The 18,162-nt window shown below is 55.1% G+C and carries 20 protein-coding genes; 18 read left to right on the top strand and 2 right to left on the bottom strand.

The genetic code is table 11. From position 1 onward, the window contains the following. Positions 1-39: 39 nt before the first annotated feature. Positions 40-2,136 carry a TonB-dependent receptor gene (locus GZH91_RS09605; RefSeq protein WP_147074739.1) on the bottom strand — a complete coding sequence of 699 codons (2,097 nt, stop codon included), beginning with the start codon at positions 2,134-2,136 and terminating at the stop codon, positions 40-42. Between the two features lie 114 nt (positions 2,137-2,250). Further along, entirely contained in the window at positions 2,251-3,093 is an 843-nt protein-coding gene (locus tag GZH91_RS09600; protein WP_223264630.1) for a HoxN/HupN/NixA family nickel/cobalt transporter, read from the bottom strand. 364 nt (positions 3,094-3,457) lie between these two features. On the opposite strand from GZH91_RS09600, the gene GZH91_RS09595 reads away from it, so the two are divergent. The 18 genes from GZH91_RS09595 to hypE all read left to right on the top strand — a co-directional run bounded on the left by GZH91_RS09595 (position 3,458) and on the right by hypE (position 18,161). Continuing rightward, the gene (locus GZH91_RS09595; RefSeq protein WP_147074738.1) at positions 3,458-4,525 is read left to right on the top strand and encodes a hydrogenase small subunit; all 1,068 of its coding nucleotides are present in this window, start codon (positions 3,458-3,460) and stop codon (positions 4,523-4,525) included. Between the two features lie 44 nt (positions 4,526-4,569). Further along, the gene (locus tag GZH91_RS09590; RefSeq protein ID WP_147074737.1) at positions 4,570-6,426 is read left to right on the top strand and encodes a nickel-dependent hydrogenase large subunit; all 1,857 of its coding nucleotides are present in this window, start codon (positions 4,570-4,572) and stop codon (positions 6,424-6,426) included. Between the two features lie 20 nt (positions 6,427-6,446). Beyond that, positions 6,447-7,148 (top strand): Ni/Fe-hydrogenase, b-type cytochrome subunit, encoded by a 702-nt coding sequence (gene cybH / locus GZH91_RS09585; protein ID WP_147074736.1) that lies wholly within the window; start codon positions 6,447-6,449, stop codon positions 7,146-7,148. A 60-nt stretch (positions 7,149-7,208) separates the two neighbouring features. Then, positions 7,209-7,556: a HigA family addiction module antitoxin gene (locus tag GZH91_RS09580; protein ID WP_147074735.1), complete on the top strand. Its 348-nt coding sequence runs from the start codon at positions 7,209-7,211 to the stop codon at positions 7,554-7,556. A gap of 159 nt (positions 7,557-7,715) precedes the next feature. Continuing rightward, positions 7,716-8,339: a HyaD/HybD family hydrogenase maturation endopeptidase gene (locus GZH91_RS09575; RefSeq protein ID WP_147074734.1), complete on the top strand. Its 624-nt coding sequence runs from the start codon at positions 7,716-7,718 to the stop codon at positions 8,337-8,339. Next, positions 8,266-8,652, top strand: a complete 387-nt coding sequence (locus GZH91_RS09570; RefSeq protein ID WP_307723896.1) for a HypC/HybG/HupF family hydrogenase formation chaperone — start codon at positions 8,266-8,268, stop codon at positions 8,650-8,652. The genes GZH91_RS09575 and GZH91_RS09570 overlap by 74 nt, the downstream gene beginning before the upstream one ends. Continuing rightward, positions 8,649-9,140, top strand: a complete 492-nt coding sequence (locus GZH91_RS09565; protein WP_147074732.1) for a thioredoxin domain-containing protein — start codon at positions 8,649-8,651, stop codon at positions 9,138-9,140. The genes GZH91_RS09570 and GZH91_RS09565 overlap by 4 nt, the downstream gene beginning before the upstream one ends. 91 nt (positions 9,141-9,231) lie before the next feature. Further along, complete coding sequence (locus tag GZH91_RS09560; RefSeq protein ID WP_170227460.1) at positions 9,232-10,008, top strand: hydrogenase expression/formation protein; 777 nt, start codon at positions 9,232-9,234, stop codon at positions 10,006-10,008. A 15-nt stretch (positions 10,009-10,023) separates the two neighbouring features. Then, a complete protein-coding gene (locus tag GZH91_RS18330; RefSeq protein ID WP_147074730.1) occupies positions 10,024-10,239 on the top strand; it encodes a rubredoxin in 216 nt (71 codons plus the stop codon). A gap of 15 nt (positions 10,240-10,254) precedes the next feature. Further along, positions 10,255-10,785 carry a [NiFe]-hydrogenase assembly chaperone HybE gene (gene hybE, locus GZH91_RS09550; protein WP_223264634.1) on the top strand — a complete coding sequence of 177 codons (531 nt, stop codon included), beginning with the start codon at positions 10,255-10,257 and terminating at the stop codon, positions 10,783-10,785. Continuing rightward, on the top strand, positions 10,785-11,888 hold the full coding sequence (locus GZH91_RS09545) for a nickel-dependent hydrogenase large subunit (RefSeq protein WP_147074728.1): 1,104 nt from the start codon (positions 10,785-10,787) through the stop codon (positions 11,886-11,888). The genes hybE and GZH91_RS09545 overlap by 1 nt, the downstream gene beginning before the upstream one ends. Continuing rightward, positions 11,881-12,222 (top strand): hydrogenase maturation nickel metallochaperone HypA, encoded by a 342-nt coding sequence (gene hypA, locus GZH91_RS09540; RefSeq protein ID WP_147074727.1) that lies wholly within the window; start codon positions 11,881-11,883, stop codon positions 12,220-12,222. Before GZH91_RS09545 ends, hypA begins: the two co-directional genes overlap by 8 nt. Before the next feature lie 60 nt (positions 12,223-12,282). Next, complete coding sequence (gene hypB / locus GZH91_RS09535; RefSeq protein ID WP_147074726.1) at positions 12,283-13,317, top strand: hydrogenase nickel incorporation protein HypB; 1,035 nt, start codon at positions 12,283-12,285, stop codon at positions 13,315-13,317. An 11-nt stretch (positions 13,318-13,328) separates the two neighbouring features. After that, on the top strand, positions 13,329-14,264 hold the full coding sequence (locus tag GZH91_RS09530; RefSeq protein ID WP_161984235.1) for an acylphosphatase: 936 nt from the start codon (positions 13,329-13,331) through the stop codon (positions 14,262-14,264). Between the two features lie 5 nt (positions 14,265-14,269). After that, a complete protein-coding gene (locus tag GZH91_RS09525) occupies positions 14,270-15,715 on the top strand; it encodes a Kae1-like domain-containing protein (RefSeq protein ID WP_161984234.1) in 1,446 nt (481 codons plus the stop codon). A 15-nt stretch (positions 15,716-15,730) separates the two neighbouring features. Beyond that, positions 15,731-15,973 carry a HypC/HybG/HupF family hydrogenase formation chaperone gene (locus tag GZH91_RS09520; RefSeq protein WP_147074724.1) on the top strand — a complete coding sequence of 81 codons (243 nt, stop codon included), beginning with the start codon at positions 15,731-15,733 and terminating at the stop codon, positions 15,971-15,973. Further along, positions 15,970-17,109 carry a hydrogenase formation protein HypD gene (gene hypD / locus GZH91_RS09515; protein WP_147074723.1) on the top strand — a complete coding sequence of 380 codons (1,140 nt, stop codon included), beginning with the start codon at positions 15,970-15,972 and terminating at the stop codon, positions 17,107-17,109. The genes GZH91_RS09520 and hypD overlap by 4 nt, the downstream gene beginning before the upstream one ends. Continuing rightward, a complete protein-coding gene (gene hypE, locus GZH91_RS09510; RefSeq protein WP_147074722.1) occupies positions 17,106-18,161 on the top strand; it encodes a hydrogenase expression/formation protein HypE in 1,056 nt (351 codons plus the stop codon). Before hypD ends, hypE begins: the two co-directional genes overlap by 4 nt. Position 18,162 lies beyond the last annotated feature (1 nt).

Raw genomic sequence — 18,162 nt, 5'->3', positions numbered from 1 at the left:
CATCTACCGTGGATGGCTAACTCACCTCACGCCCATAATTTAAAAATTCGCGACCAGCGCAAGCCGGAACGATCGCGATTCGATGGGGTGAAAGTGGACGTCTGCGACACCTGCGACCGGTTCGCCAGGAAGCCGTGACGTATAATAATAATCGATTGCAGAAGCCCGCTTATTGAGCAAGTTGAAGCCTTCCAGCTCGACACGCATTTTAGGATTTATCTTGTATCCGAGGCGGCCATTCCACAGCGCCGTGCTGCTGGAGCGCACGCTGTTATCCTCGATGAGCGGGCGAGGCCCGAAATAACGATACTGCAGCGCGCCGAAACACGGCCCGAGATTGTCGACGGCAATCGCCAAGGATGCAACGCCTTCGACCGCGCCTGGGATGCGGTTGCCGATCGGATCGCTGTCGCGAAAGCGTGCCTTGGCAAACGCCAGATCGGCATCGAGCGTCAGCCAGTTGGTCGGCTTGTAGAAATTGGCGAATTCGAACCCGGTGCGACGGCTGGGCCGGCCCGCTTGCGTCGTGCCGGCATCGCCGGCAAACACGAGCTCCGAGTCAAAGTCCAGCTGGTATAGCGACAGCGAACTCTGCAGGCCTGGGATAATCGCTGTGCGCACGCCGACTTCGTAGCCTCTCGAACGCACCAGAGGCGTTACCCTGTCGGCCGGATTAGCGGTTTTGGGGTCCACGGCAATGGTGGTGCCGCGCGCATCGTTGCTGTGAAATCCGGAGCCCAGGTTCAGGTAATATTCGGTTTTCGCCCACGGGCCGAAGATCAGGCTCAGTTTAGGGCTTGCCATGCTGGCCGTCACCTTGCCGGAATTAGCGTCAATGTTGCTCTTCACATCAAAGCGGTAGATGTCTTCCCGCAACCCAGCCACTGTACGAAATTTATCCATCCACTGGGTAGAATTCTCGACATACACGGCTACACTGCTCTCGACGGTATGGTCCTGACGAGTCGTAGATAACCGTTCACGCGCCTTGGTGCTGAATAGCCCGTTGAAGATATTGTCGTTCTGAAACTGTATACCCACCGTATTTTCAGACTCTTTACCACCCCACGGTGCCTGCCACGTATGGCTCGCGTTCAGCGCCGTCGTGGTGCGCCGGTCCGGTTGATTGAATTGATCGCCATTGACCGGGTCATCCAGAAAATAAGTAAAGTTGGAAAACAGGTTCAGTCCCCACGCGATTACATAGGCATTGATTTTTGTCGAACTCGTTTCATTGGTGTTCTGCCATGCGCTAGAGAGGCTATAGCGGTGGGACTCGCCGCCGTCAGTTGGGTCAATGGCGTCGAAGCGGTTGGAAATCAGGCCCGTGTCTATAGCCCGTTGAGCAATCTGGTCGGTGGCGTTCCATTTGGCTTTGTAAGCCATCGCAGTGACGTTGAAACCATTGGCCGCATTGCCCTCGCTGTAGCGTAGCACCGCGTTGATCTTGCGGTAATCGTCGGGATGCACAAAGGGTCCATCGTTATGGTACAGCTCCAGCGCATAGAGCAGATTGCCGTTGCCTACCTTTGGCGAGTCCGCCAGGAGCGTACGCCGGAAACCATTTGTACCCAGTCCCAGTTCGGCGATGCCGTTGGGTAACTTGTTTGCATAGCCGATGCTCACGGCCCCAGCGGATGCAAAATCACCCTCTTCCGCGTAATACGGTCCCTTCTTGTACTGCAGGCCAGTCGCCAGTTCGGGGATGAGGAAGTTCAAGTCCGTCCAGCCTTGCCCGTGTGAGTGACTGCGCTGATTGACCAGCATTCCGTCAACGGTCGTGCGCAGGTCGGTCCCATGGTCAAGATTAAAGCCGCGCAGATAAAACTGGTTCGCCTTCCCCTCGCCGCTGTGCTGGCTCACGATCAGGCCTGGCGTTGCCTCCAGCAACTCGCCCGGACGATAGACCGTCCGGGCTTCAAGCTGCTGCCGGGTCACGGTGCCCACATTGGCGGAATCGGCTTCGCCGATCAGATCTAGGGCGCCTGCCTTGACCTCGACCGTGTCGAGCGTCGGAATCCCCCCTGCAAATGCTTGCTCAATTGCACTACTTATTAATATTAATACGACAGTAATCAATGTACGCCGGAAACGGGAAGGGTGTACCGGATGGCCAGAAATTTCAAGTGTTTTCATGCTAAACCTCCCGAGTGTTATGTGGTGATTTGTAAAAGTGTTAATAGATGTAAGAAATAAATATTAATCTTCATAATTTATCGCAATAGCGACGTTTTGTAAGTAAACGTCGAACTAATTGGCTTGCTGATTGACGCCTGTTTTAAGCGGATCCCCAGCTCTGCTAGTGAGCCAGAGGGAAAACAGGAAACTTGTGGTAATGATCAAGATAATGGCTAGGCTGATAACGCTCTCTCTCCCTTCGATCCAGGTGGAAGCTACTGGAATCGTTAGCTTGGCGATGCCCAAAAAAGCGACCAGCAAACTGACTCCAGCCACGGCCAGACTCATCACGCGAGATGCCACTAAAGCGATTTGATCAGTACTGTAGAGCAAACGCGATACCCAGTAACCATTGATGCCATCGGTCATCAGCATGCCCAGCATGAACCACAATCCCAGCAGCAAGGCATGTTCCCAACCCCCGAAATGACTTGCATTGAGTGCGAAAAGGGCTGCCTGGCTGATGGTGTCGAATGAAAGCGCAAATAAAGCACCGATCAGTGCTACCAGAACGGGTCTTCTCGTTTGTGTAAGCCGACCAAGAAAGCGACCTTTAAGCCCAACGGGCCTTACAACCTGGGTGGGATCGCTAACGAACACAGCCCTGAGATTTAGAAAACCCAGAAGAGCAAGAAAGATGATGGAAACCCATGCACCGAATGTTTCCAGCCATTCCTGGGTTTGCCAATGGTGAGCGAATAGCGTTACCGCCAGCGCGGTGGCGATCACAATCACACCATGGCCGAGAGAAAAATAGACCCCACAAAATCGTGCGACCTTTGGGCTGGTCTTGGAATTGAAACGGGTCAAGCCATCAATGACGGCAAGGTGGTCGGCATCAAAGCCATGCTTCATGCCGAGTAAAAATACAACCAGGCTCAGGGCCAGAAAATTTTGGGGCAGTAACGACATCATATCTACCAGAAATTAGGATGAATTATTAGCTTTTCTTAAATAATCACAGGCATTTTATATGCCAGCGTTACATATTCTTTATTTATCAATGTGTTGATGCTGCATGAATTGCAAAATATGAAAAGCTTCCAGCCAAAGTGGAAGAGTATTTGGAATGACATATTTCAATTATGTTTTTATTGTATGGCTTACCTTTGCTGCAAAGCTGATTACCATTTAATTGAATTATCTGGTAGATCGCTTGCAAGAAGGGGGGTGGCAAAGCCAATTAACACATTGATTCATATTGATAACAAATAACTGGCATGGATTTTGTTAGAAGAGGTCTGGTTTAAATAAAATTTAACAGGAGGAGTGAAGAGCCATGACCGAGACTTTTTATGACGTTCTACGTAGGCAAGGAATTACGCGCCGCAGTTTCCTGAAATTTTGCAGTCTGACTGCCACTTCATTGGGGCTGGGGTCGACATTCGCTCCGAAAATCGCGCACGCAATGGAAACCAAGCCGCGCACTCCGGTCCTGTGGCTCCATGGCCTCGAATGCACCTGCTGTTCCGAATCTTTTATCCGGTCGGCGCATCCCTTGGCGAAGGACGTAGTGCTGTCCATGATTTCGCTGGATTACGACGATACGCTCATGGCGGCTGCGGGACATCAAGCCGAGGCGATCCTCGAAGAGATCATGACCAAATATAAGGGGAATTACATTCTGGCGGTTGAAGGTAATCCGCCGCTCAACCAGGATGGGATGAGTTGCATTATTGGTGGCAAGCCTTTTGTGGATCAGCTTCGTCACGTTGCGAAAGATGCGAAGGCAATTATCTCCTGGGGCTCCTGTGCTTCATGGGGGTGTGTGCAGGCAGCCAAGCCTAACCCCACCCAGGCCACACCGATTCACAAGGTTATTACTGACAAGCCCATCATCAAGGTTCCGGGGTGTCCTCCAATCGCCGAGGTGATGACGGGCGTGATCACTTATATGCTGACGTTCGACCGGATTCCGGAACTGGATCGGCAAGGTCGTCCGAAAATGTTCTATTCCCAGCGTATTCACGATAAATGCTATCGCCGTCCGCATTTTGATGCGGGTCAGTTTGTCGAGTCCTGGGATGACGAAGGTGCGCGGCGCGGCTACTGCCTCTACAAAGTAGGCTGCAAGGGGCCAACCACCTATAACGCCTGTTCGACCACGCGCTGGAATGAGGGTACCTCGTTCCCGATTCAATCTGGCCACGGTTGCATCGGTTGTTCTGAAGATGGTTTCTGGGACAAGGGCTCATTCTATGACCGTCTGACCAATATTCATCAATTCGGGATCGAGGCGAATGCCGACCAGATAGGCGGAACAGTTGCCGGAGTGGTAGGTGCTGCCGCCACAGCCCACGCGGCTGTTTCAGCGATCGTACGTGCGCAATCCGGTGATAACAAGTAACCGTACGGATTTCAGAACAAGTGATAAATCAGGAAAGGTAGGACATGTCAGCATACGAAACTCAGGGCTATAAATTAGATAATTCGGGTAAACGGGTGGTGGTGGACCCGGTGACGCGGATCGAGGGGCACATGCGTGTAGAAGTCAACCTCGACAGCAATAATGTGATCACCAACGCTGTTTCCACGGGAACCATGTGGCGCGGGCTGGAAGTGATTCTCAAGGGACGCGACCCGCGTGACGCTTGGGCCTTCGTCGAGCGCATCTGTGGCGTGTGCACCGGCTGCCACGCGCTCGCATCCGTGCGTGCGGTGGAAGATGCATTAAGCATCCGGATACCGAAAAACGCGTATCTGATCCGCGAGATCATGGCCAAGACCCTGCAGGAACATGACCATGCGGTGCACTTCTATCACCTGCATGCGCTCGACTGGGTGGATATTGTCTCCGCGCTGAAGGCCGATCCCAAGAAAACCTCGGAACTGCAGCAGACGGTGTCCCCCTCCCACCCAATGTCGTCTCCCGGCTATTTCCGCGACATCCAGAACCGGTTGAAGAAGTTCGTCGAGAGTGGTCAACTCGGCCCCTTCATGAATGGCTACTGGGGCAACAAGGCCTATGTGCTGCCGCCCGAGGCCAATCTGATGGCGGTGACCCATTACCTCGAGGCGCTCGACCTGCAGAAGGAATGGGTGAAGGTGCATACTATTTTTGGCGGCAAAAACCCACACCCGAACTATCTGGTGGGCGGCGTGCCATGTGCCATCAATATAGATGGCAATGGTGCTGCCGGCGCACCAATTAACATGGAGCGTCTGAACTTTGTGAAAGCTCGCATTGACGAGATGATCGAATTCAACAATAACGTATATGTGCCCGACGTGCTCGCCATTGGCACGATCTACAAACAGGCCGGCTGGTTGTATGGTGGTGGCCTCTCGGCCACCAATGTCATGGACTATGGCACCTATTCCAAGGTCAACTACGACAGCAGCACCAACCAGTTGCCCGGTGGTGCCATCCTAAATGGCAACTGGAACGAGATTCACCCCGTCGATCCTCGTGATCCCGATCAGGTACAGGAATTCGTGGCGCACTCCTGGTATAAGTACGCCGACGAGTCCAAGGGCCTGCACCCCTGGGACGGCGTGACCGAGCCGAACTACGAGCTCGGTGCCAAGACCAAGGGCACCCGCACGAACATCGAGGAGCTGGACGAAAGTGCCAAGTACTCCTGGATCAAATCGCCACGCTGGCGCGGTCATGCGGTGGAGGTAGGACCACTCGCGCGCTATATCCTTGGCTACGCCCATGCGTTAAAAGGTAACAAGTACTGCCAGCGCGTAAAGGAACAGATCGAAAGCTCGGCTCAGGCTATAAACATCGACATCCCGAAGGCGCTGGGCATGCCCGGGACCGCCTATACCGCCAAACAACTGTTGCCTACTACCATTGGCCGCACGCTGGCGCGCGCACTCGAGGCGCAGTACTGCGCCGAGATGATGCGCGACGATTACAACGAGTTGATTGCCAATATCAAGGCTGGCGACACCAGTACGGCTAACGTTGAGAAATGGGATCCATCCACCTGGCCGAAGGAAGCCAAGGGTGTGGGTACCGTGGCCGCACCGCGTGGCGCGCTTGGTCACTGGATTCGTATCAAGGATGGACGTATTGAGAACTACCAATGCGTAGTGCCGACCACCTGGAATGGCAGTCCGCGTGATACCAAAGGCCAGATCGGTGCATTTGAAGCGTCTCTGATGAATACGCCCATGGCCAATGCGGATCAGCCCGTTGAGATTCTGCGAACTTTGCATTCCTTTGATCCTTGTCTGGCGTGTTCTACTCACATCATGAGTCCGGATGGGCAGGAACTAACCCAAGTGAAAGTCCGTTAATCAACCGGGAGGAGCGCAATATGGATATCGCAACTGCAGTTGAAAAACATGATCCGGAAAAAACAGTCAAGTCGGTGTATGTTTATGAGGCACCGGTCAGGTTGTGGCATTGGATAAACGCCTTTTCTATTACGGTGTTGGCAATTACCGGGTATTTTATCGGTAGCCCGCTACCGACACAGCCTGGTGAGGCGAGTGCCAATTTTCTGATGGGCTACATTCGTTTTGCCCACTTCGCGGCGGCATATGTTTTTGTCGTGGGCATGCTCGGGCGCATTTACTGGGCGGTCGTTGGGAATCACCACGCGCGTCAGTTGTTTATATTGCCGTTCTGGGATAAGCAATGGCGCAAAGGGGTATGGCACGAGATACGCTGGTATTTGTTCCTTGAGCGAACGCCTGAAAAATACGTGGGCCATAATCCCCTGGCGCAAACATTCATGTTTCTCATGTTTGTGTTGGGATCAGTGTTTATGATTTTTACCGGCTTTGCTATGTATGGAGAGGGTGAGCAAACGGGCTCATGGGCGGACCATCTGTTTGGTTGGGTTATTCCCCTGCTTGGTCAATCTCAGGATGTGCATACCTGGCATCACGTTGGCATGTGGTTCATTATCACCTTCGTTATCATGCATGTTTATGTGGCGATACGCGAAGACATTATGTCGCGTCAGAGCATGGTCAGCACCATGATCAGTGGCTGGCGGATGTTCAAGGACTGATGTTTTGTGCCGCGTGAGAAATTGGTAAATATTGCCCTAATGAGCTAAGAGCATCATTCTGTGGTGAAGACTTTCCTCCCTTCAGGATTGGGGTTTGGCGCGGGCGCTTTAGACCCGCGCTTTTTTTCATTCTCGTTACGCGCCCCGATAGCCCCGGGAAGGTTTCTGGAAAGTCGTTTTTTACACCCTTTGGGATTGTCTCAGGATCGCCTGGCCCGGGAGTTGGGAATTTCGCGTCGGCGTGTGAATGAGCTCATTCGTGGCAAGCGTGCCATAACACCAGACACGGCGATCCGTCTCGGGCTTTTTTTTGGAACCGGCCCCGTCTTGTGGCTGACCTTGCAGCAGGCCTGGGATATTCATCAGGAATGGCGCAATTTTCGCAGGCGTTCCAAAGCACATGGATAGTTTCCTTGCGCCGCCCCCGTCAATATGTATTCAATGTAACCATGGAATTGCGTTCTCATGGCTCAGATTGAGCCTAATACATTGATTATTTAAGCTGTATTAATACTGGTATTGTTTTTGCTTTGTAACGGTACGGGTTACATGGCTGGAGGAGAGGATATGGTCGAGGGTAGTCAATTTGACACGCTCATTCTTGGTATCGGGAATGTCTTGTGGGCGGATGAGGGGTTTGGGGTGCGATGCGTAGAAGCTATGAACGCCACTTATGCTTTTCCAGATAATGTGCGTGTCATGGATGGGGGAACCCAGGGGCTGTATTTGCTTCCCTACGTTGAGGCTGCGAGGCGCCTGGTTATTTTTGATGCGGTTGATTATGGTTTGGAGCCCGGGACATTAAAGCTGGTTGAAAACGCAGAGGTGCCTAAATTCATGGGTGCAAAAAAAATGAGCCTTCACCAGACCGGATTCCAGGAAGTGCTTGCTTGTGCTGACCTGGTCGATCACCTGCCTGAAGAGATGGTGTTGATTGGTGTGCAGCCTGAAGAGTTGGAGGATTACGGCGGTAGTCTGCGCCCCCGGATCAAGGCGCGCATTCCGGAAGTGCTGGAAATTGCTGTAGAACGGCTTGTGGGCTGGGGGATACCCGTGGTGGCCAGGGGGACAGGTGAAACCATGCGTACGGAATCCGGCATTCTCGATATTCAGCGCTATGAAATGGAAAGACCTACTGAGGAACAGGCGTGCCGCCTTGGGGATATCCGTTTCCTGGCTACAGGGGTTTGAGGGTATGTGTCTGGGTATCCCGATGCAGGTTATCGAAGCTGAGGAAAGTTACGCAGTATGTCGGGGGCGCGACGGAAATCTGGCCAGGATAGACACGATGCTGGTGGGCAGTGTTCAGTCCGGGCAGTGGCTTATGACTTTTTTGGGTGGGGCAAGGGAAATACTGAATGAGCAACAGGCCGAACAGGTCAATTCGGCATTGAATGCATTAGCGGCAGTGTCTCGGGGAGCTAGTGATGTCGATGTGCATTTTGCGGATTTGGTGGGACGCGAACCACAACTTCCTGATTTTTTGAGAAAGGGTGGGCAATGAGTGAAGGTGTGTTGGACTATGCATTGGTTGCGCAAGAAAAAGTGGCAACAGAACAGAATGCTTTGGGAATGCTGATTACCCGGCTCTGTGAACAACATCAGTTTGTTTTGGTTGACGAAGGAAATCTGGAAGCGCTTACCCAGGCATCGGGGGATATGGTGCTTTTGCTGACCGAAGATGTGGTTCGTTCGCCAGAGACCTGGGATGTGGCGATTGTGCTGCCTGAAATATTGAAACTGTTTGGCGGGCGCCTCAAGGCGGCGATAGCAGATACCGAAAACAGTAAAAAGCTACAGGCACGTTTTGGGACAACACGTTTTCCGGCAATGGTTTTTTTGCGCGATGGCGAATATGTCGATGTGATCCAACGCATGCTCGACTGGGACGAATTTGTCGCCGAGGTTACGGGAGTGCTGGAAAAGCCGATTGGCCGTGCGCCTACCATCGGTATCCCGGTGCGTAATGAAGTTGCTTCCAGCTGTCATTGAAAGGGCTTGTGAAATGAATGAATTTCCCATTCCGGTTGTCTCCTTTGGTCCTGGCTCGCAACCGGAAGATGAGACCCTGGATTATATGAACATGCCAAAAGGCATGGCCGTGTTCAACCCGCCGTCCGTGCCGGATGATGTGGCGCCTGAATTGCGTGACCAGGCTGCGAACCTGATCAGGCAGTTGTTGGCGCAAATGCGTGCGTATCGTTTTGGCGCGACCAGCTATCCAAAAATCGATCTGCTGAAATATGATCCTCGGGTGGTACCCCTCATCAACGATATTCTGGGTCAAGGTGAAGTGAGCATCATTGCGCATCAACCCACTGCACTGCGCGCCCAGGAGACCGTATTCGCAAGCGTCTGGCGTGTCTGTTACCCTGGAGCAGATGGCGTGCTGGAGCGGGATTACCTGGAGGTTTGCCCGATCCCGGCCGTGGTTGCCGAAATTGCGCTTGCGCCTACACTCAAACAGATTTCCCCGCCCCCGCCTCCTGCGGGTGCCATGAATTCTCCCGCCCTGCTGCACGAAATTCTGGATGTGGTGTCAACCTATCAGGCCGGAAACCCTGCGCACATCATTAACCTGACTCTGCTTCCACTTACCCCGGATGACCTGGCCTATCTTGTTCAGGCACTGGGGCCGGGTAGTGTGTCAATATTGTCCAGGGGCTATGGCAATTGTCGTATCACCAGCTCCGGGCTGGCCAACGTGTGGTGGGTGCAGTACTTCAATAGTAGCGATCAACTTATCCTGAACACCATCGAGGTTGTGGAAGTGCCAGAAGTGGCGCTGGCAGCCGAAGAGGATTTTAGTGACAGTATCGAACGCGTTGAAGAATGGCTCGGAACCATGTTGGCGGCATGAAAATCGGAGAACGGCGTGGATACTTTTGAAGGCTCTTATCTTGGCCATGACGATCGGATCGACGAGTCCGTGAGACTGGAATGTGGAATCTGCTGGTTGGTATATGACCCTGAGGTGGGTGATCCATACTGGCATATACCACCAGGCACGCCATTTTCCAGACTGCCGGAACATTGGACTTGCCCTAATTGTGACGCGCCTCGCCACAAGTTCATGGTTCTGAAAGATTAGGGTGAATTGAAATTGATGAATCCTCGTCCTTTGGAAAACCCAAGCCGAATGATTGAAAGTGTATTCGATGGCATTGCGCGCCATCGAATGGCTGGATTGCCTATCCTGAATCCGTCATTACACGTGGAGGCGGTTGGGTTCCGTTTGTGGGAAGGGCTTTGGCTGGGTATTTTGATTACGCCCTGGACCATCAATTTGATGCTTCTGCCGGCCGACAATCCGGATTATGCGGCACTTGGATTAGGTGAGACCCGGCGCTGGCGTTTTCCCTCGGGGCAGTATGATTTTATGGGGGGGGAGGAGCCAGGGCTGGGTTCCTACCAGGCATGTTCATTGTTTTCACCTGTGTTTGAGTTTGCCAGCCAGGAAGATGCCGTTGCAACAGCCAGGGCTGCGCTGGAGCAATTGCTTCTGGAAGACCTGGAAGCGGCGGTCAAGCGCGAAAAGGCGCAGTGGGATCAGGCCCGGTTTTCCGACGCCCCCCTGGCCGAGCAAGCATTGTCACGCCGCGGTTTCCTGAGAGGCGCATTCCTGCGCGATCCTTGATGAGCCTGGCTGGAAAATTGACATTCTCTGTTGGTTGGGATGGTTACCGCGTGACTTCTGTCGAGGTGCGCTCCAGCCGTCCTCAGGCCGCTTGCCTGCTGGAAGGTAAAACAGTAGAAGAGGCGATGCGTCTGGTGCCACTTTTGTTCGGAATATGTGGAAAAGCCCAGACCGTGGCAGCGCGCTCGGCTGCTCAAGCTGCACAGAATCTCTGCGGAGATAAGCAGCTGATGCTCAGGCAGCGCAGACTGGTTGCACTGGAAGCAGCTCAGGAGCACCTCTGGCGCCTGTTGGTGGACTGGCCGAACAGGCTGGGATTGCCGGCAAAACAGGGGCTGATGATGGAATGGGTCAAGCGGATCTCGATCAGTCGTGGAGATGACGATGTTCTGGCCTTGGGTGAAGCCATGCTGACCATGATTGAACAGGATGTCCTTGATGAATCGCTGGACTGCTGGGCGGCCACGTTGGAAAGGGCCGAAAGGACTCCCATGAGAGGTCTGGCCGGCGCCTCGCTGGAGATGCTCAGAGGTCTGGAGCCACTGCATTCCGGGCACCCTGTTTTCGGTCATTTTTTACCACGGCAAGCGGCTTGCCTGTGGGGCAATGAATTGCAACCCTATTTGGATGGTCACTTCGCTGTACGCCCGTTGTGGCGCAATGCACCAGCCGAGGCAGGGGCGCTTGCCTTACATCATCAAATCCCGCTGCTGGCTGAACTATTGCGAACCGGGCATGCGGCGTCGGCACGTTATTTGGCGCGGTTGGTTGATTGGGTGTCGTGTGTCCGGTTGCTGAGGGGGGAAGCATCCTCCACCGAGCTGCGTCTGGATGCGTGCAAGCTGGGTAAAAACGCTGGATTGGCCTGTGTCGATACCGCCAGGGGCTTACTACTACACTATATCGAAGTCGCCTTGGGACAGATTGTGCGTTATGTGATTGTTGCACCTACGGAATGGAACTTTCATCCTGCCGGCCCCTTTGTGCAGACGTTGCGGTCATTGCGTGCCGATGATGCAGCATCCCTGTACCAGCGCATCAACATACTGATCCTGGCTTTTGACCCCTGTGTTGAATACGAGGTGAATTTACATCATGCATGAGATGTCGCTCGCAGAAGGGGTGCTGCAAATCCTGGAAGACACGGCCACGCATCACGGGTTCCAGCAGATAAAACGTGTACGTTTGGAAATCGGCGAACTGGCCTGTGTCGAGGTTGAGTCGTTGCGATTTTGTCTGGACGTGGTTGTTCGCGGCAGTGTGGCGGAAAACACGATGCTGGATATCGTTCAAACGCCGGGGGGAGGATGGTGCATGAATTGTAGCGATACGGTGCCGATTTCTGCCCTGTTTTCAGCCTGCCCGCGCTGTGGAAGCTACCAGGTTCAGCCTACCCATGGCACTGAAATGCGGGTGCTTGAGCTGGAAGGCGTTTGATGGCTGCAACCCACGACGACATCCCGCAATCATGAATCAAGAGTAAACAGGAGAAACCATATGTGTACCACTTGTGGCTGCAGTGCAGGGGAAACCCGTATCGAGGGGCAGGCAATGGACGGGCATAGCCATGTTCATGCCGATGGTACGGTTCATGATCATCGCCATGAAGCGCCCGCCGCCGATGGCAAGATGCAATATCACGCCCACCATGACGAGAATGCCCATGGCCACCGGCACGCTGACGGGACTTGGCACAGCCACGACCATGGCCATGAAGGAGAGCATGTTCATGAACATGGGGAAGATGTCATTGACTATGGTCAGGGTCCCGCGCACGCGCATGCGCCGGGGCTGACGCAATCCCAGATGGTCAGGATCGAGCAGGATATCCTGGGCAAGAATAATGCTTATGCGGGCCGTAATCGCAACTACTTCGACGAGCACGGCATTTTTGCACTCAACCTGGTATCCAGCCCCGGATCAGGCAAGACCACCTTGCTGGTGCGCACCATAGAAACACTCAAGTCCAGAATCCAGGTTGCCGTCGTGGAGGGCGACCAGCAAACCAGCCAGGATGCGGAGCGTATCCGTTCCACCGGGGTGCGGGCCTTGCAAATCAACACCGGAAAAGGCTGCCATCTGGATGCCAATATGGTGGGACATGCGCTGGAGCGTTTGCATCCGGAGGATGATAGTGTCCTGATGATCGAAAATGTCGGCAATCTGGTCTGTCCGGCTGCATATGATCTGGGCGAGGCACACAAGGTAGTCATTCTGTCGGTGACGGAAGGGGAAGACAAACCGCTTAAATATCCGGACATGTTCCGCGCTGCCAGCCTGATGCTGCTCAATAAAACCGATTTGCTGCCATACGTGCCATTCAACGTTCAACTGGCAATTGAATATGCCAAACAGGTCAATCCGGGTTTGCACATCATTCAGACTTCTTCTACGAATGGAGATGGATACGAGGCATGGCTGGGCTGGATCGAGACCGGTCTCGCCAGACAGCGGAAAAAACGTGCGCAGACTGTGGCCGTCTTGCAGAAACGCATTCAGGAACTGGAAGCCCATCTGGCCGCCCGCGGATAATGGAGAACGTCGTGCGCCAGCGCATCCGGGTTGCCGGAATCGTTCAAGGCGTGGGATTTCGTCCCTACGTCTGGCGTCTGGCGCGAGAGTTGGACATCCGGGGCTGGGTGCGAAACGGGCCGGATGGTGTGGAAATCCAGGCGGAAGGCAGTTCCGGCCAGTTGGCGAATTTTCTGGAACGATTGCCAAAAGAGGCGCCCGAGCAGGCGCATGTGGAGAAGATGGTCTTGGCGGACTGCCCGGTAGAGGTGCCTGGCGAAAAGGAGGAGTTCGTCATACTCGACAGCGTAGCGGGAAAAATCCACACGCAAATCGGGCCGGACATGGCCGTTTGCAAAGATTGTCTGACGGAGCTTTTCGATTCCCGTGACCGCCGTTACCGCTATGCTTTCATCAATTGTACTCAATGCGGCCCTCGCTACACCCTGACCCGCAGCCTGCCCTACGACCGCTCCAATACCAGCATGGCGGCATTCCCACTGTGTCCGGATTGTCATCGTGAATATGGGGCTCCCGCAGATCGCCGCTTTCATGCCGAACCCACAGCCTGTTCAGCTTGCGGCCCCCGCCTGGAGATGCGGGATGCTGCGGGTGAACCGATTGCATGCCCAGACCCTGTCGCTGAGGCTGTAACCCGTTTGCGACGAGGGGAAATCCTCGCCGTCAAAGGATTGGGCGGCTTCCATTTGGTGTGTGATGCGCGCAATCCAGAAACGGTCATGCGTTTGCGCGTGCGCAAGGCGCGCGAGGAAAAACCTTTTGCCTTGATGCTGGCCAATGGGGCTTCACTAACTGGCTGTGCGAAATTGGACGAACAAGAGGCGGTGCTTCTGCACAGTCAGACACGTCCCATCGTCCTGTTGCGCAAGCACCCCGATTGCGATGCGCGTTTCCCCGGGGTCGCACCGGGACTGGCCTGGATAGGCGTGATGCTGCCAGCGCAATGATGAGGATGAGGTATCCAACGCAAGTCGCACCGGGACTGGCCTGGATAGGCGTGATGCTGCCTTATACGCCCATCCATTGGCTGTTGTTCCATGAAGCGGCGGGCAGACCGGAAGGGCTGGCCTGGATGAACCAATCCCAACCCTTCTCGTTGGTGATGACCAGTGCCAATCGGGGTGGTGAGCCGCTGGTGATCGGCAATGGCGAGGCTGTCGTTGAGCTGGCGGGCATCGCCGATGCTTTTCTGATGCATGATCGGGATATTCTGATCCGTTGCGACGACTCGGTGGTACGCATGAACGTTGCCGGGCCCCAGTTTATCCGTCGGGCACGGGGAGCGACCCCGCGCGCCATCCAGCTTGCCGATGCGGGGCCCAGCGTGCTGGCGCTCGGCGGCTGGTTCAAGAATAGCGTGTGTTTGACCCGCGGGGATCAGGCATTTGTTTCTCAACATATCGGCGACCTGGACAATGCGGGCACCTGCAATTTCCTGATGGAAACGGTGGCGCACCTGTGTAGCGTCCTGGAAATCGAGCCCGAACGGGTTGCCCATGACCTGCACCCCGATTTTTTCAGCTCGCAATTTGCACAGTCCTTTGCCGCAGCGCGTGGCTTGCCGATAGCAGGCGTGCAGCATCATCATGCCCATATTGCCGCCATTCTTGCCGAACACGGGGTGGCAGGGCCAGTGCTCGGTCTGGCACTGGATGGCGTGGGGCTGGGGGTGGATGGAACCGCCTGGGGCGGGGAATTGCTGCGTGTGGACGGCGCCCGCTTTGAGCGGATCGGCCGCCTGCGGCCACTATCCCTGCCCGGTGGCGACAAGGCAGCCCGTGAGCCTTGGCGCATGGCTGCAGCAGTGTTGCATGAATTGGGCAGAACCGCCGAAATTGCCAGCCGCTTTGCGTCCGAGCCTGCGGCAACCACGGTGGCGGAAATGCTAAGCCTATCCATTAATTGTCCTGCAACCTCCAGCATGGGGCGTGTATTTGACGCGGCGGCAGGCTTGCTGGGGGTGAGGGCAAAAAGCGCCTTCGAAGGCCAGGCCGCCATGCTGCTGGAAGGTCTGGCCGAGTCCCGCCCGGCTGTGCCACCGCTGCAGGCGGGTTGGCGGCTGGATAAAGACGGGAGTGAGCTCGATCTGCGCCCGCTCTGGTCCAGTCTTGTTTCAGTTCGAGCCCCGGCCTATGGCGCGCGCCTGTTCCATGACACCCTTGCCGCTGCCTTGATCGACTGGGTGGTACATGCCGCCAGAAAGCGGGGCTTGAACAATGTTGTACTGGGGGGTGGATGCTTCCTGAACCATATCCTGTCCGGGAGTTTGGCACTGGGTTTGACGGCGCATGGGTTTCAGGTCTGGATGGCTACACGGTTGCCGCCCAACGATGGCGGTATTGCCTTGGGGCAGGCGTGGGTTGCCCAGCGCACAGCGCCCACCGAGGTTGTTCTTTAATTTAAGGAGTGTGAAATGTGTTTGGCATTACCGGCACGTATTGTGGAAATGCGCAAGCAGGACATCGGCATTGTCGATCTCGGCGGCGTGCGCAAGGAGGTGTCCCTGGCGCTGGTCGATGATTTGCAAGTGGATGATTACGTCATCGTGCATGTGGGTTATGCCCTCAGCAAACTGGATCCCGAGGAGGCCGAACGCACCTTGCGGATCTTTGCGGAAATGGAATCGATGCCGGGCAATGTGGGGGTGGGGGCATGAAATATGTCGACGAGTTTCGGGATGGCGAATTAGCCAACGGCCTTGCCAGTACAATTGCACGAGCTGCGGATACCGGCCGAAATTACAGTTTCATGGAATTTTGCGGTGGTCATACCCATGCCATTTCCCGATATGGCGTTACTGATCTTTTACCAGCCAATATCCAGATGATTCATGGGCCGGGCTGCCCGGTGTGTGTGTTGCCGATTGGCCGCATAGATCTTGCCATCGGACTGGCGCTGGATCAGGGCGTGATTCTGTGCACGTACGGGGACACCTTGCGCGTACCGGCATCGGATGGGCTGTCGCTGATGAAGGCCAAGGCCAGGGGTGGCGATGTACGCATGATCTACTCCACCGCTGATGTGCTTGCCATTGCGCGCGACAATCCGGATCGTGACGTGGTGTTTCTCGCCATTGGTTTTGAAACCACAACCCCGCCCACGGCGCTGCTGATCGAGCAAGCCAAAAATGAAGGCATCGGGAATCTCAGTGTGTTGTGCAACCACGTCCTGACGCCTTCGGCGATTACCCATATTCTCGAGTCACCGGAAGTCAGGGAATATGGCACGCTCCCCCTGGATGGTTTTATCGGTCCTTCCCACGTGAGTACGGTCATTGGCACCCAGCCCTACGAACATTTTGCGCGGGAATATCGCAAGCCCGTGGTGATCTCGGGTTTTGAGCCATTGGATGTCATGCAGGGCATACTAATGCTGGTGCGACAGGTGAACGAGGGACGCGCCGAAGTGGAGAATGAATTCTTCCGGGCAGTAACGAGAGGGGGTAATCGCAAAGCCCAGACACTGGTGGCGAAGATTTTCGAATTGAGGCGCACCTTCGAATGGCGCGGGTTGGGAGAAGTACCCTATTCAGCGCTGCAAATACGGTCTGAATATGCGGCATTCGATGCCGAGCAACGCTATGGATTGCGCTATGCGCCGGTGGCTGACAACAAGGCCTGCGAGTGCGGCGCGATTCTGCGCGGGGTCAAGAAACCGACCGATTGCAAAATATTCGGCACGGTCTGCACGCCCGAGACTCCCATGGGATCCTGCATGGTTTCTTCCGAAGGTGCGTGCGCTGCGCACTATACCTATGGTCGCTTCAAAGACGTGGAGATTGTCGCAGCATGAGTACCGTTAAACCAGGGTATACACGCCCCCTTGATGTTCGCAATGGACGGATTGATCTCTCCCATGGAGGGGGAGGCCGCGCCATGGCGCAGTTGATTGAAGAGCTGTTTGCGGCCGCTTTCGACAATGAATATCTGGCCCAGGGCAATGATGGCGCGGTGCTGGCTATGCCGTCAGCGGGTGGGCGGCTGGTCATGGCTACCGATGCGCATGTGGTTTCGCCCTTGTTTTTCCCCGGCGGGGATATCGGCTGTCTTTCCGTGCATGGCACGGTGAATGACGTGGCGGTGATGGGTGCCCGCCCGCTCTGGCTTGCCGCCAGCTTTGTGCTGGAGGAGGGCTTCCCACTGAGCGATTTGAAGCGCATCGTCGAATCCATGGCCAATGCCGCGAAGTCGGCCGGGGTGAGCGTGGTGACTGGCGACACCAAAGTCGTGGAGCGGGGGAAGGGCGATGGGGTTTTCATTACCACCACCGGGGTTGGCGTGCTGCCAAAAGGTCTGGATCTGTCGGGCAACAAGGCAACGCCGGGTGATGTGATCCTGCTTTCTGGCACCATAGGGGACCACGGCATGGCCATCATGAGCAAGCGTGAAAACCTGGCATTTGATGCGCCGATTGAGTCGGATACTGCTGCGCTGCATGGCCTTGTTGCGGACATGCTGGCCAGTGGTTCCGGCATTCGTGTTCTGCGTGACCCAACCCGTGGTGGCCTGGCCACCACCTTGAACGAGATCGCCAAACAGTCGGGGGTAGGTATGCAACTGGATGAATCCAGTATTCCGGTTCGCCCTGTTGTTGATGCTGCCTGCGAATTTTTGGGGCTGGATCCGCTCTACATCGCGAACGAAGGTAAACTGGTCGCCATTTGTGCACCCGAGGATGCCGGGGGGTTGCTGGCAGTCATGCGCGCCCATCCACTCGGGCGTGAGTCGGCCATCATCGGGACAGTGCATGCGGATCCTCACCACTTCGTGCAAATGAAAACCCGTTTTGGCGGACGCCGCAATGTGGATTGGCTCTCTGGCGAACAATTGCCGCGAATTTGCTAGC

It is taken from the genome of Sulfuriferula plumbiphila, assembly GCF_009938015.1.
Classification (GTDB): Bacteria; Pseudomonadota; Gammaproteobacteria; order Burkholderiales; family Sulfuriferulaceae; genus Sulfuriferula; species Sulfuriferula plumbiphila.
Note: the sequence above shows the minus strand (reverse complement) of the source record. Positions and strands in the feature narration are given on the sequence as shown.